The sequence below is a fragment of the Herbaspirillum sp. ST 5-3 genome (assembly GCF_004804275.1).
Taxonomy (GTDB): domain Bacteria; phylum Pseudomonadota; class Gammaproteobacteria; order Burkholderiales; family Burkholderiaceae_D; genus Noviherbaspirillum.
The window spans coordinates 126104-140531 of sequence record NZ_STGI01000007.1; the positions used below are offsets into that span (position 1 = coordinate 126104).

Here is a 14428-nt window from a genome sequence, read left to right on the forward strand (position 1 = left end):
ACGAACATGGCATGGACTCGTGATGAAATGGCCGCGCGCGCGGCGAAGGAACTGCAGGACGGCTTTTACGTGAATCTCGGTATTGGCTTGCCGACGCTGGTTGCCAATTACGTGCCGAAGGACATTGAAGTTTGGCTGCAGTCGGAAAACGGCTTGCTGGGTATCGGCCCGTTCCCCACCGATGACGAAGTCGATCCGGACCTGATCAATGCCGGGAAGCAGACGGTCACGGCACTACGTGGATCGTCCTTCTTCAGTTCGGCGGATTCGTTTGCAATGATCCGTGGCGGCAAGATCAATATCGCGATTCTCGGCGCAATGCAGGTGAGCGAGAAGGGTGACTTGGCGAACTGGATGATTCCGGGAAAAATGGTCAAGGGCATGGGTGGCGCGATGGACTTGGTCGCCGGCGTTGGCCGCGTGGTCGTCCTGATGGAGCATGTTGCCAAGGCCAAGGATGGATCGACATCACACAAGATACTGAAGAAGTGCGATCTTCCGCTGACGGGTGTCGGCGTGGTCAATCGCATCATTACCGATCTTGGCGTTATCGACGTCGGGGCAAACGGCTTGAAGTTGATCGAGCTTGCACCTGGTGTAACGAAGGAAGAAATCATTGAGAAGACAGGTGCGGAACTGGATGTGAGCGCCGTGCACTAAAGTCGGCTTCTGCAAATAGAAACGGCGCTTTCGAGCGCCGTTTCTATTTGTCCCGGGCATCAATCGGCGATGAGTCCCACCGACCGATGCCCAAGGATAACCCCTATTGTGCAACCCAACCGCCATCCATGTTCCACGCAACACCGCGCACCTGACTGGCCGCATCGCTGGAAAGAAACAGTGCGAGTTCGCCAAGTTGCTCTGGCGTGACGAATTCACCCGAGGGCTGCTTTTCCAGCAGCAGGCTCTTCTTGGCTTCCTCATTTGATATGCCTTGCTGCGAAGCGCGCGCATCGACCTGTTTTTGCACCAGCGGAGTGAGTACCCAGCCTGGGCAGATCGCGTTGCAGGTAATGCCCGTATGCGCGGTTTCGAGTGCGGTAACCTTGGTGAAGCCGACGATGCCATGCTTGGCCGCCACATAGGCCGATTTCTGCGCCGAGCCGACCAGTCCATGCACTGACGCGACGTTGATGATGCGGCCCCAGTTTCTGGCCTTCATTGCAGGCAGTGCAAGCCGCGTCGTGTGAAACGCTGAACTCAGATTGATTGCAATGATTGCATCCCACTTCTCGATTGGGAAATCTTCGATGTTCGCAACGTGCTGAATCCCGGCATTGTTGACCAGGATATCGACGCCGCCGAAGCGTTCTGCGGCGAACTTCATCATGGCATCGATTTCCGCGGGCTTGGACATGTCTGCATTGTGATAGGCAGTCTGCACGCCAAAGTCGTCCCTGACACCGGCTTGCAGAGCCTCGATTTCCTTGGCATCTCCGAAACCATTGAAGACGATGTTTGCGCCCTGGGAAGCGAATGTTCGGGCAATTCCCAAGCCGATGCCGGATGTCGATCCGGTGACGAGCGCAGTCTTCCCTTTGTGCATATTGCCTTGCATGATGTCCCTCTTCGAATGAAATTTGGAATTGCGACAAACTTAGATAGGATTTTAAGCGGAACGACCAGTAAAATGTGCGAATGACAATCGGATTTGCTGATACCCGACAAAATGACTCAACATCGGATTAAATCGCTGCAATGCCTGTCCCCATCCGGCCTGCATAAAATGGCCTACAAGGAATGGGGCGACGAGAGAAATGCGAAAGTGCTCGTCTGTGTGCATGGAGTCACTCGCGTCTCCGATGATTTTGACAATCTGGCGAGGGAATTGTGCGGGGAATATCGGGTGGTCTGCCCGGACGTCGTCGGCCGAGGGCGTTCCGGTTGGTTACGCGATCCACAGCATTATCAGGTTCCGCAATACGTCAGCGACATGGTGACTTTGCTTGCACGCCTCGATGCGGAAACGGTGCACTGGTTGGGGACATCGATGGGGGGCTTGATAGGAATGGGCCTGGCTTCGCTGCAAGACACTCCGATCCGCAAACTTGTCCTGAATGATGTCGGCCCATCGCTTAATCCGGAGGCGCTGGCGCGCATTGGAACTTATATCGGGGAACCGGTTCGTTTCAAGACCTTCGATGAGGCGGCGCACTATATCAGGGAAATTTCACTGCCGTTCGGCCCGCATACCGATGAGGAATGGAACAAGCTTGCTGCCGATGTGCTGAAGCAGGATAAGGATGGTCAATGGATCCGAAATTATGATCCCGGCCTCGCTTCCACGATCAAGGCGCCAACGCCGGAAAGTATTCGCCAGATGGAGACAGTGCTGTGGGCGATGTACGATGCCATTTCCTGTCCAACCCTTGTGGTGCGTGGCGCGCAATCCGACTTGCTAACGCACGAGACCGCGCAAGCGATGACATCGCGCGGACCGAAAGCGAAACTGGTCGAGATCCCCGGCGTCGGACATGCACCCACCTTCGTGCACGCAGACCAGATCAATTTCGTGAAAGAGTTTTTACTCCAGTAACACGGATTCAACAACGGAACATCATGGATATCCAACGTTTGCATACAGGGAAAACGCTCTCCGAGGTCGCAATACATAACGGCACGGTGTATCTCGCTGGGCAGGTCGCTGAAGACCTGACGCAGAATATCGCCGGCCAGACGCGCGAGGTGCTTGGTCATATCGACCGTTTACTGGCTGAAGCGAACAGCGATAAATCACGCATTCTGATGTGTCAGATATTTATCGCGGACATGAAAGATTTTGGTGAAATGAACGCCGCCTGGAATGAATGGGTTGCCGAGGGTAATTCTCCACCGCGCGCAACAGTCGAGGCGAAGCTCGCAAAGCCGGAGTGGCTGATCGAGATGGTCGTGACTGCCGCACAGAGATAATCGCTGAATGGTCTCCGTCGCAGCAACGCAAAGCGAAACACATGTTCTGTTGTCTTCCGGATTGACGATGGAGGACGGCGCACGCGTGATGGATGCGCTTGGCTTCATCGAGCCGATCTATCGCGGCAACACCATGATCACGGGGCAGGATGCATTCGAATTCGCGCAAGGCATCGCAAGCGTGCTTGCGTTGCTCAATACCGACGCCGATACGCGCATTGCCGGCCTATTGACGGAACTTCCTGTCATCGATCCCAAGGCGGCTGAAACGATCGAATCCCGATTCGGGAAGGATATCGCCGACCTGGTGAATGGCATTCGGCAGTTGATGCGCTTGCATGTGCAGACCTTCGGACAGCACGAGGTTGGTCGTGGCAAGAACGCGTCGCAGCAGGCCGCAGAGCATCTTGAAACATTGCGCAAGATGCTGCTCGCCATGGCATCGGATATGCGTGCGGTGCTCGTTCGCCTTGCTTCGAGGGTGACGACATTGCGCTATTTCTCCGAGCTCAAGCTGGAAAACGAAAAGACGCAGCAATACGCGCGCGAGACGCTCGATCTGTATGCGCCGTTGGCAAACCGGCTCGGCATATGGCAGTTGAAATGGGAGCTCGAAGATCTGGCGTTTCGCTTCCTCGAACCGACGACTTACAAGCGCATTGCCAGGATGCTCGAGGAAAAGCGTCTCGAGCGCGAAAGCTTCGTCGAGGCGGCGATCGGTCGACTGAAGTCGGAACTGGCAGCGGCAGACATCAAGGCCGAGGTATCCGGAAGGCCGAAGCATATCTTCAGTATCTGGAACAAGATGCGTGGAAAATCGCTCGATTTTTCCGAGTTGTACGATGTGCGCGCATTCCGTGTGATCGTCGACGATGTCAAGGCTTGCTACACCGTACTTGGTCTCGTGCACAACATCTGGACCCCCATTCCCGACGAGTTTGATGATTACATCTCGCGCCCGAAGCCGAATGGTTACCAGTCGCTGCATACCGTTGTGGTTGCAGAAGACGGGCGCGCGCTGGAAGTGCAGATACGCACGCATGAAATGCATCGCTTTGCAGAGTATGGCGTGGCGGCCCACTGGCGCTACAAGGAAAGTGGCGGGTCGAATTTCTCCGCGCAGAAGTACGACGAAAAAATCGCATGGTTACGCCAGCTCCTTGCGTGGAAGAGCGAAGTTGCTGACGCGGTAGTGGGGCAGGAAGACATGCGGCGCGAATGGGTGGAAAAGCTCAAATCCGCGGCGCTGGATGATCGCATCTATGTGCTGACGCCGCAGGCTCGCGTCATCGAATTGCCAAATGGCGCCACACCGATCGATTTTGCTTATCACCTGCATACCGATGTCGGCCATCGATGCCGAGGCGCTCGCGTCGACGGCGCAATGGTGCCCCTGAATACGGTCTTGAAGAACGGGCAGACGGTTGAAATCATCACGGCGCGGGGTGGCGCTGCGGCCGGGCCGTCGCGCGATTGGCTCAGCCCCGGTTATGTCGCAAGCCCGCGCACCCGGACCAAGGTCCGCGCGTGGTTCAATGCTATCGAGCAGCAGGAAACGCTCTCGCATGGTCGTAGCCTCGTTGAGAAGACCTTGCAGCGAGAGGGCAAGACTGCCATCAATCTTGAAGAGTTGGCGCACAAGCTCGGCTTTTCGAAGCTCGACGATTTGTTTCTTGCGGTTGGCAAAGAAGAGTTCAGCCTGCGCAATATCGAATATGTTCTGCATGAGGATGACGCCAAGAATGCGCCGAAGCCTGTCGAAGAAGCCATCGTGCCAAACAAGAGCCGCGCGTCCAGCGTCGCGCAGGGCGCACGTTCCGGGGTTCTCGTCGTCGGCACAGATGGCCTCATGACTCAGCTGGCGCGCTGCTGCAAGCCCGCACCGCCCGATGAAATTGTCGGTTTCATCACCAGAGGAAAAGGCGTGTCGATCCACCGTGCCAATTGCAAAAACCTTGCGCAAATGCGGATGAAGGCACTCGAACGTGTGATCCAGACCACGTGGGGGGAGGCAGGAAGGGAGACGGTTTATCCTGTGGACATTTTCGTTCTCGCGAATGATCGACAAGGCTTGTTGCGCGATATTACCGAGGTTTTCTCAAGAGAGAAAATCAACGTCATCGGCGTCAACACCCAGAGCGCGAAGGGTCAGGCGCGCATGTCGTTTACCGCTGAAATCTCCTCGACTGAACAGTTGCAAAAGGCGTTGATGGTCATAAGGGATGTTAACGGCGTGCTGCAAGCGCAGCGTCAGTAAGTTGCAGCTAATGTTCATCGGCCATTGTCGGCAGTTCCGCCTGTAGTGTCACATGGTCGATGGCATGTTTTTCCAAGAGCATGGCCTTGATCGCCTGAAGCAGCGTTGGCCATTCAAGCAGGGAGCGGATTTCAACGTGGCCGATCAGCGCGGGTTGGCCAGGAGTCATTTCCCATACATGCAGATCGTGTACCGATAGCACGCCGTCGATTGCAGCTAGATCCTCACCAACCTGCAGGTAATCGATATGATGCGGCACACCTTCCATCAGGAAATGATAGGACTCGCGCAAGATGCCAAAGGTGGATTTCAGAATTAATAGTGATACGGCCAGAGACAGCAGCGGATCGATGGTCATCCAGCCGGTAAAATAAATCACTGCACCGGCGATCAGCGCAGCCACGGATCCGAGCAGATCTCCGATGACATGAATGAGTGCCGCCCTGGCGTTGACGCTTTGCTTGTCCTGCGAAAGCACCCAAGCGACCGCAAGATTGATCACCAGACCGATCAAGGCGACAACAAAAACAGTTTTGCCCTGAACTGGCTGCGGACTGGAAAAGCGCCGCGCGGCCTCGAAAACGATCCAGCCAACAATTGCCAGCATGGCGAGCGCATTGATGAATGCTGCCAACGCTTCAGCCCGTCCAAAGCCAAATGAATGTTTCGGTGACGGTGGACGTCGAGCGATGATTTGTGCCAGCAGTGCCAGTCCGAGTGCCGTGCTGTCGGTCACCATGTGTCCCGCATCGGAAATCAAGGCCAGCGAGTTGGACCAGAATCCGGCAAAGGCCTCGATCGCGGCAAAGATCAGTGTCAACACCACCGCCCAGCCCAGTACTTTGGGGCTTCGTCCTTCGACGACATGGTGATGGGACGCATCACCGGCGCGATGGGCATGCAGATGGCTTGAGGAAGAGTTGGAGGGCGTTGTGTGCATGACTTCAGTTGGATAGACCGATTCATGGGATATCGGCCCGGATTTCAGGTTTAGTGTGATCTTGGAAATGCTCGTTTTCGCGCTACAGGATTCGTTCCTGAAAAACGACAGTCACCGGCGACGGTCGCCGGCAGACTCGCGATGTTCATGCTCGCATGAATGCCGTCGCAGGAGAAGTTTATTACCAATTCGAGATGCCGTTAAGCAAAGGCACTAGCAAATTCAAAAAAATGCCGCTATAATTTCGCTTCTTTAGGCTCGTAGCTCAGCTGGTTAGAGCACTACCTTGACATGGTAGGGGTCGTTGGTTCGAGTCCAATCGAGCCTACCAACGAAAAAGCAGTACCTTTGTAAGAGCGAGAAAGGCAATCCGGTTATGACACCGCGAACTACCACTAACATGGTTTGGGAGCGACGCTAGTCGGAGACCTTTTTCGTCATTGCAATAAGAAAAAGCGCGGCTAGTCCGCGTTTTTTTTCGTCTGCAGTTTTTGATATTCAATCTTCTAGCGTCAGTTTTAACTCTGCACTGACATGGAGCGCAAAATGGTTTCAGTCCGACTTCCAGACGGTTCGCAACGTCAATTTGATGGCCCGATAACGGTTGCGCAAGTCGCCGCAAGCATCGGTGCAGGCCTTGCAAAGGCGGCGCTGGCAGGCAAGGTCGACGGCAAGGTCGTCGATACGTCTTTCCTGATCGAGCGCGATGCCGATCTTGCAATTGTCACCGACAAGGATCCGGAAGGTCTGGACGTGATTCGTCACTCGACCGCGCACTTGCTTGCCTATGCGGTGAAGGAATTGTTCCCCGATGCGCAAGTCACTATCGGTCCGGTAATTGAAAACGGCTTTTACTACGACTTCTCGTACAAGCGCCCGTTTACTCCGGAGGACTTGCAGGCGATCGAAAAGAAGATGGCGGAACTGGCAAAGAAGGACGAGCCGGTGGTTCGCAAAGTCCTGCCGCGCGATGAGGCCGTTGCGTATTTCAAATCGATCGGAGAAGCTTACAAGGCTGAAATCATCGGATCCATTCCGCAGGGCGAGGACGTCTCGCTCTACGCAGAAGGAAAATTTACCGACCTGTGCCGTGGTCCCCATGTGCCGTCAACCGGCAAGCTGAAGGTTTTCAAGTTGATGAAACTCGCCGGCGCATATTGGCGCGGCGATTCGAAGAACGAGATGCTGCAGCGTGTCTATGGCACCGCCTGGGCAAAGAAGGAAGACCAGGACGCTTACCTTCACATGCTGGAAGAGGCTGAAAAGCGCGATCACCGCAAACTGGGCAAAGCCTTGGATTTGTTCCATTTCCAGGACGAGGCGCCGGGCCTGATTTTCTGGCATCCGAAGGGCTGGACAATCTGGCAGCAGGTCGAGCAGTACATGCGCCGCGTCTATCAGGAAAACGGGTATCAGGAAGTCAAGGCACCGCAGATTCTGGACCGTGCTTTGTGGGAGAAGACCGGCCATTGGGAAAACTATCGCGAAAACATGTTCGTGACCGAGTCTGAGAACCGGAATTACGCACTCAAACCGATGAATTGCCCCGGGCATGTACAGATTTACAACTCCGACATGCGCAGCTACCGCGATCTGCCTTTGCGCTATGGTGAGTTTGGGCAGTGCCACCGCAATGAGCCGTCCGGAGCGCTGCACGGGATTATGCGTGTACGCGGCTTTACCCAGGATGACGGCCATATTTTTTGCACTGAAGAGCAGATTCAGGGCGAGGTCACCGCATTCCATCAGCAGGCAATGCGCGTCTACAAAGACTTTGGTTTTACCGAGATATCAATCAAGATCGCCTTGCGCCCCGACAGTCGCATCGGGTCGGACGAAACTTGGGATAGGGCGGAGGAAACCCTTCGCTCTGCGCTGCGCGCCTGCGGCGTAACCTGGGAAGAGTTGCCTGGCGAGGGTGCATTCTACGGTCCGAAGATCGAGTACCACCTGAAAGATTCGCTTGGTCGGCCGTGGCAGGTCGGAACGATGCAGGTTGATTTCTCGATGCCGGGCCGTCTCGGCGCAGAATATGTCGCGGATGACAATACGCGCAAGGTACCAGTCATGCTGCACCGGGCCATCGTGGGTTCGATGGAACGCTTTGTCGGCATCTTGATCGAAAATCACGCGGGGGCGCTGCCGTTATGGCTGGCTCCCGTTCAGATTGCAATACTGAACATTTCGGACGCACAGGCTGATTACGCTCAAGAAGTTGCACAAAACCTGAAAAAACAAGGGTTTAGAGTGCGCCTCGATTTGCGTAATGAGAAAATAACCTATAAAATACGCGAGCATTCGGTTCAAAAGCTGCCTTATATCGTTGTTATTGGCGACAAGGAGCGGGATGCAAAAACAGTGGCCGTGCGTGCGCGGGGCAACGTCGACTTGGGGGTGATGCCGGTCGATGCACTGGTGGAGCGACTCAAGAACGAGATCGACACCAAAGCCTGATCGAGGAAACTCGAAGCGCTAGAGCACGGCTTAATTATTTAATTTTAAAAGGAAACTGCAATAGCTACGGATAAGTCGCATCGCATCAACGGCGAAATTACTGTGCCCGAGGTGCGCCTCTCTGGGGTCAATAACGAACCGCTTGGTATCGTAAGTCTGGCTGAAGCCTTCCGTCTGGCGGAAGAAGCAAACGTGGATCTGGTGGAAATCGCGCCTACCGCGCAACCGCCTGTGTGCCGCCTGATGGATTATGGCAAGTTCAAGTATCAGGAACAGAAAAAGGCCCACGAAGCGAAGCTGAAGCAGAAGGTTATCCAGGTCAAGGAAGTCAAATTCCGGCCGGGTACTGACGACGGCGATTACAACATCAAGCTGCGTAACTTGACCAAGTTCCTCGAAGAGGGCGACAAGACCAAGATTACGTTGCGGTTCCGCGGACGCGAAATGGCGCACCAGGATATCGGCATGCGTATGCTGGAGCGACTCAAAGCCGATCTGGAACCGTATGGCCAGGTTGAGCAGTTCCCGAAAATGGAAGGCCGCCAGATGGTGATGGTGCTGGCGCCCAAGAAAAAGAAATAAAGAATTCGCATGAATCGCCCCGTCGGGCGGTCTGTGCAAATGGCGGCGAACGCGATTCGACCGCAAAACAAGTGAAAGCAGGCATCCAAGTGCAATGAAGTATTGCCACCTGCAATCATGTTAAAAATGGAGCTGTCCGCAAGGGCAGATATTGCTATGCCTAAAATGAAGACGAAGAGCAGCGCGAAAAAGCGCTTCCGCGTACGTCCGGGCGGTACCGTCAAGCGCGGTCAAGCCTTCAAGCGTCATATCCTGACCAAGAAAACCACCAAGAACAAACGCCAGTTGCGCGGTGCAGTGGACGTTCATGATACAAACATGAACTCCGTCCGCGCAATGATGCCGTTCGCTTAACCTCACACTAAGGAGCTAACATGCCTCGAGTAAAACGTGGGGTCACAGCACGGGCCCGTCATAAGAAAGTTCTCGATCTAGCCAAGGGCTATCGTGGTCGCCGCGGTAATGTCTACCGCATCGCCAAGCAGGCGGTCATGCGCGCCGGTCAATATGCCTATCGCGACCGTCGCAACAAGAAGCGCGTATTCCGCGCACTGTGGATCACTCGTATCAACGCAGCGACGCGCGCGCACGGCGTAACCTACAGTGTGTTCATGAATGGCCTCAAGAAAGCCAACATCGGACTCGACCGCAAGGTTCTGGCTGATATGGCAGTGATGGACAAGCCGGCATTTGCCGCGATTGTCAACCAGGTGAAGGCCAGCATCGCCGCTTGAGTGTTGTGATAGTTTGTGCCGCGTGAGCGGCACTGCAAAAGCGGGGCAGAGGTCACACACCTGTGCCCCGTTTTATTTTGAATCGCCGCTTTCACCGAGCAGGTTTCTGTTTTTCCGATTTCTTTTCACGGGCGAAAAAGCCGCATGAATTCCCTCGATCAAATTGTCGTCCAGGCTCAAGCCGACTTTGCTGAAGCAGGCGATGCCGCAGCGCTGGAGAATGCAAAAGCGAAGTACCTTGGCAAGACTGGACAGATTACAGAGCAGATGAAGGGCCTTGGAAAGCTCGCGCCGGAAGAGCGCAAGGCGCAGGGTGCTGTCATCAATGCCGCCAAGGAAAAAATTGAAGCTGCGTTGAATGCCCGACGTGACGCACTGGCGAACGCGCAAATGCAAGCGCGCCTGAATGCCGAAGCGATCGATGTAACGCTGCCGGGTCGTGGGCGCGGCAAAGGCGGTATTCACCCAGTGATGCGCACCTGGGAGCGCATTGAAGAGATTTTCCGCTCTGTCGGGTTTGACGTCGCAGACGGCCCGGAAATTGAAAATGACTGGACCAATTTCACCGCATTGAACAGCCCGGAAAACCATCCGGCCCGTTCGATGCAGGACACCTTCTACATTGAAGGAAACGACACCCAGGGCAAGCCGCTTCTGCTGCGTACGCATACCAGCCCGATGCAGGTTCGTTATGCACGCATGAACAAGCCACCAATCAAGGTGATTGCGCCGGGGCGTACCTATCGTGTCGATAGCGATGCAACCCACTCGCCGATGTTTCATCAGGTTGAGGGGTTGTGGATCGCGGACGACATCAGCTTTGCCGATCTGAAGGGCGTCTATCTGAATTTCGTGCAGGCGTTTTTTGAAACTGACGATTTGCAGGTGCGATTCCGTCCTTCGTATTTTCCCTTTACCGAACCGTCTGCGGAGATCGATATTGCTTTCGGAAGCGGCCCGCTCAAGGGACGCTGGCTGGAAGTGTCCGGCGCCGGTCAGGTCCATCCCACCGTGGTGCGCAATTTCGGACTCGACCCCGAGAAGTACATTGGCTTTGCCTTCGGCTCGGGCCTGGAACGTCTGACGATGCTGCGCTATGGAATCAACGACTTGCGCCTCTTCTATGAGGGCGATCTGCGTTTCCTGAAACAATTCAACTAAACCTCGCCACGGAGGGCGTCGAGCTGTAGACCGGCTCAACGCGCTTCGTGGAATCTGTGGCTGAAAGTCTGAACTATGCAATTTTCCGAGAGCTGGCTCCGTACACTGGTCGATCCGAAGATGACTTCGGACGAGTTGTCGCATCTGCTGACGATGTCTGGTCTGGAGGTCGAAGAGGTCGAACCGGTCGCTCCGCCGTTTTCCAATGTCGTGGTAGCCAAGGTGATTGAGGTTGCGAAGCATCCGAACGCCGATCGCCTGAACGTGTGCCAGGTGGATGCGGGGACCGGCACGCTGCTGAACATCGTCTGCGGCGCACCGAATGTTCGTCCGGGAATGAAAGTGCCATGTGCCATGGCAGGTGCAAAGCTGCCGCCGGGCGAGGATGGCAAGCCATTTGAAATCAAGGTGGGAAAGTTGCGCGGCGTGGAGTCGCAGGGGATGTTGTGCTCTGCACGCGAGTTGAAGCTGTCGGAAGATCACGGCGGACTGCTGGCCTTGCCAGATGATGCGCCGGTCGGTCAGAACTTCCGCGATTACTATCAGCTCAACGACCTCAAGTTCACCATCAAGCTCACGCCGAACAAGGCCGATTGCTTGTCGGTGCTGGGCATCGCACGTGAAGTGTCGGCCCTGACTGGCGCACCGCTGAAGGTGCCGACCAACAAGCCGGCTGCCGTAACGACGGAAGAGAAACTGCCTGTCAAAGTGTCGGCCCCCGATCTGTGCGGACGTTTCTCGGGACGTGTCATTCGCGGTCTGAATGCCAGGGCGGAAACGCCTGACTGGATGAAGCGCCGGCTCGAACGCAGCGGTCAGCGGCCGATTTCCGCGCTGGTCGATATTTCCAACTATGTCATGCTCGAACTGGGGCGTCCATCGCATGTATTCGATCTGGACAAGATCCATGGCGGGCTGGATGTACGTTGGGGCCGGGCAGGGGAGTCGCTGAAGCTTTTGAACGGCAATACGGTTGATGTGGACAACTGGGTTGGCGTGATTGCGGATGATCGGGAAATCGAGTCTCTCGCCGGTATCATGGGCGGCGACTCGACGGCGGTTTCGCTCGACACGCAGAATATCTATCTTGAAGCTGCGTTCTGGTGGCCGCAGGCTATCCAGGGGCGCGCGCGCCGATACAACTTCTCGACGGATGCCGCCCACCGCTTCGAGCGTGGGGTTGATTATGCAACGACGGTGGAAGACATTGAGCGTATTACCGCCCTGATCGTTGAAATCTGCGGCGGTGCAGATACGGTAGTCGGTCCGGTGGACGACCATGTCGTCAACCTGCCGCAACGCAAGCCTGTCGCGGTGAGGACTGCGCGCGCGGTAAAGGTTATCGGCGTCCAGATTTCGGATGAACAGATCGCCGATATCTTTACGCGGCTCGGACTCGAGTTTGCGCAGGAGCCGGGCCTGTTTACCGTCACGGCTCCGTCCTACCGTTTCGATATCGAGATCGAGGAAGACCTGATCGAGGAGATCGCCCGCGTCTACGGATTCGAAAATATTCCAGCGCTGCCTCCGGTCGCTCCGAATACGATGCATATCGCACCGGAAAATACGCGTTCGCTGTTCGCGATTCGTCATCAATTGGCCGACTTCGACTATCAGGAAGTCGTCAATTTCAGCTTTGTCGAAGAGGCATGGGAAACCGATTTCGCCGCGAATGCCAATCCGATTCGCTTGCTCAATCCAATCGCCAGCCAGATGAGCGTGATGCGCTCCTCGCTGATTGGCAGCCTGGTAGCGAATGTGCGCTACAACCTGAACCGGAAAATCAATCGCGTTCGACTGTTCGAAGTCGGTGCCGTCTACTTGCGTGATCCGGCCGTTATGGATGGTCCCTTGTCTGTGGCAGGCTACGATCAGCCCAAGCGTGTGGCAGCGATTGCGTACGGACCGGTCGCGGAGGAACAGTGGGGACTGCCGACGCGTAATGTGGATTACTTTGATATCAAGGCGGATCTGGAAGCCCTGTTTGCACCCAGGCTGCTACGCTTCGTCAAGGCAGAGCATGCCGCCTTGCATCCCGGGCGTTCGGCACAGATTCTCGTTGACGGAAAGGTGGTGGGATTCGTTGGCGAACTTCATCCGCGCTGGCAGCAGAAGTACGACTTGCCACTCGCGCCGGTCGTGTTTGAAGTTGACGTATTGGCATTGCAGTCGCGTGACATTCCGGAATATCGCGAGATATCGAAATTCCCGGCAGTAACGCGTGATATCGCCGTGGTTGTCAAACAATCGGTGCAAGCACAGGATTTGATCGACACCTTTATTGGGGAGCGACAGGCAAATCCTGCCTGTGCTATCATGCAAGCCATTGTTTTATTTGATGAATATCGCGGCAAGGGACTGGAAAATGACGAAAAAAGTCTTGCTTTCCGATTCACCTTGCAAGATACTCAAACTACCCTGCAAGACGATAAAGTGGATGCCGCAATGGCTGCGTTCATCGCATCTGTCGATAAGAAGCATGGCGCCAAGTTGCGCGCATGAACGGAAACTATAGCAGGGCAGGGACGACAACTATTATGAATGACGTGAACCCAGCCGAACTTCAATCCGTTTTGGCCGCCGACCTCAATCGTGCAATGCAAGAGGCGCAGGCGCGCACGCAGGCTGAGAAGGAGCTGCCGACGCTGACCAAGGCGGAATTGGCCGAACTTCTCTTCGAGCAGGTGGGTTTGAACAAGCGCGAAGCGAAGGACATGGTCGAGACGTTTTTCGACGAAATCCGCAACGCGCTTGAGCGCGGGGAGTCGGTCAAATTGTCCGGCTTCGGCAATTTCCAGTTGCGTGACAAGCCGCAGCGGCCCGGACGCAATCCGAAGACCGGCGAGGAAATCCCGATCACTGCAAGACGCGTTGTCACCTTTCACGCGAGCCAGAAGCTGAAAAGCATGGTGGAAGCCGCAAGCGGCAAACCACTGGTGCGTCTGGCCTGAGCTGACCAATCATGAACGAGCGCTCTCACAAATCCGATGCGGTCGTTTTGCCGCCGATCCCGGCGAAACGCTATTTCACAATCGGTGAGGTGAGCGATTTGTGCGGCGTGAAACCGCATGTATTGCGCTATTGGGAGCAGGAGTTCACACAGTTGAAGCCAGTGAAGCGCCGCGGGAATCGGCGCTATTACCAGCATCATGAAGTGCTCCTGATTCGCCGCATCCGCGAACTCTTGTACGAGCAGGGTTTCACAATCAGCGGCGCGCGCAACAAGCTTGACAGCCGCATGGCCAACGGAAATGGAGAAGACGATCTTGCCGCGGGCTTGCCGCCGCTTGAGTTGAACACTGTGTCCATTCGTAATGAATTGTCGGAGATCCTTGACCTGTTGAAGCGATGACCGGCATGCGTCAATGACCGCTTGCACTTTGAAAGAGC

General features: G+C 55.5%; 14 protein-coding genes and 1 tRNA gene. 13 read left to right on the top strand and 2 right to left on the bottom strand.

Annotated elements, in window-relative coordinates; translation table 11 throughout:
* Positions 1 to 6: 6 nt before the first annotated feature.
* On the top strand, positions 7 to 660 hold the full coding sequence (locus E6W33_RS15255; RefSeq protein WP_136418175.1) for a 3-oxoacid CoA-transferase subunit B: 654 nt from the start codon (positions 7 to 9) through the stop codon (positions 658 to 660).
* Between the two features lie 103 nt (positions 661 to 763).
* On the opposite strand, the gene E6W33_RS15260 is transcribed toward E6W33_RS15255, so the two are convergent.
* Positions 764 to 1558 (bottom strand): 3-hydroxybutyrate dehydrogenase, encoded by a 795-nt coding sequence (locus tag E6W33_RS15260; RefSeq protein WP_282183702.1) that lies wholly within the window; start codon positions 1556 to 1558, stop codon positions 764 to 766.
* Positions 1559 to 1669: 111 nt separating this feature from the next.
* On the opposite strand from E6W33_RS15260, the gene E6W33_RS15265 reads away from it, so the two are divergent.
* Genes E6W33_RS15265 through E6W33_RS15275 form a run of 3 tightly spaced genes read left to right on the top strand, consistent with a single transcriptional unit; the run spans position 1670 to position 5167 of the window.
* A complete protein-coding gene (locus E6W33_RS15265; protein WP_136418176.1) occupies positions 1670 to 2536 on the top strand; it encodes an alpha/beta hydrolase in 867 nt (288 codons plus the stop codon).
* 23 nt (positions 2537 to 2559) lie between these two features.
* Positions 2560 to 2910, top strand: a complete 351-nt coding sequence (locus E6W33_RS15270) for a RidA family protein (protein ID WP_136418177.1) — start codon at positions 2560 to 2562, stop codon at positions 2908 to 2910.
* Between the two features lie 7 nt (positions 2911 to 2917).
* Positions 2918 to 5167: a bifunctional (p)ppGpp synthetase/guanosine-3',5'-bis(diphosphate) 3'-pyrophosphohydrolase gene (locus tag E6W33_RS15275; RefSeq protein WP_136418178.1), complete on the top strand. Its 2250-nt coding sequence runs from the start codon at positions 2918 to 2920 to the stop codon at positions 5165 to 5167.
* A 7-nt stretch (positions 5168 to 5174) separates the two neighbouring features.
* Here the strand turns inward: E6W33_RS15275 and E6W33_RS15280 are convergent, their stop codons facing one another.
* Complete coding sequence (locus tag E6W33_RS15280) at positions 5175 to 6107, bottom strand: cation diffusion facilitator family transporter (RefSeq protein WP_136418179.1); 933 nt, start codon at positions 6105 to 6107, stop codon at positions 5175 to 5177.
* Positions 6108 to 6361: 254 nt separating this feature from the next.
* On the opposite strand from E6W33_RS15280, the gene E6W33_RS15285 reads away from it, so the two are divergent.
* The 9 genes from E6W33_RS15285 to E6W33_RS15325 all read left to right on the top strand — a co-directional run bounded on the left by E6W33_RS15285 (position 6362) and on the right by E6W33_RS15325 (position 14390).
* Positions 6362 to 6438: transfer RNA gene (locus tag E6W33_RS15285), tRNA-Val, on the top strand.
* A gap of 215 nt (positions 6439 to 6653) precedes the next feature.
* Entirely contained in the window at positions 6654 to 8561 is a 1908-nt protein-coding gene (thrS, locus tag E6W33_RS15290; RefSeq protein WP_136418180.1) for a threonine--tRNA ligase, read from the top strand.
* Between the two features lie 60 nt (positions 8562 to 8621).
* Positions 8622 to 9143, top strand: a complete 522-nt coding sequence (gene infC, locus E6W33_RS15295; protein WP_136418181.1) for a translation initiation factor IF-3 — start codon at positions 8622 to 8624, stop codon at positions 9141 to 9143.
* Between the two features lie 156 nt (positions 9144 to 9299).
* A complete protein-coding gene (gene rpmI / locus E6W33_RS15300; RefSeq protein ID WP_119768735.1) occupies positions 9300 to 9497 on the top strand; it encodes a 50S ribosomal protein L35 in 198 nt (65 codons plus the stop codon).
* A 20-nt stretch (positions 9498 to 9517) separates the two neighbouring features.
* Complete coding sequence (rplT, locus tag E6W33_RS15305; RefSeq protein WP_136418182.1) at positions 9518 to 9877, top strand: 50S ribosomal protein L20; 360 nt, start codon at positions 9518 to 9520, stop codon at positions 9875 to 9877.
* 144 nt (positions 9878 to 10021) lie between these two features.
* Positions 10022 to 11038 (top strand): phenylalanine--tRNA ligase subunit alpha, encoded by a 1017-nt coding sequence (gene pheS / locus E6W33_RS15310; protein WP_136418183.1) that lies wholly within the window; start codon positions 10022 to 10024, stop codon positions 11036 to 11038.
* A 75-nt stretch (positions 11039 to 11113) separates the two neighbouring features.
* Positions 11114 to 13540 (top strand): phenylalanine--tRNA ligase subunit beta, encoded by a 2427-nt coding sequence (pheT, locus tag E6W33_RS15315; protein ID WP_136418184.1) that lies wholly within the window; start codon positions 11114 to 11116, stop codon positions 13538 to 13540.
* Between the two features lie 35 nt (positions 13541 to 13575).
* Positions 13576 to 13989, top strand: a complete 414-nt coding sequence (locus E6W33_RS15320; protein WP_136418185.1) for an integration host factor subunit alpha — start codon at positions 13576 to 13578, stop codon at positions 13987 to 13989.
* 11 nt (positions 13990 to 14000) lie between these two features.
* A complete protein-coding gene (locus tag E6W33_RS15325; protein ID WP_136418186.1) occupies positions 14001 to 14390 on the top strand; it encodes a MerR family transcriptional regulator in 390 nt (129 codons plus the stop codon).
* The last annotated feature ends 38 nt before the right edge of the window (positions 14391 to 14428 follow it).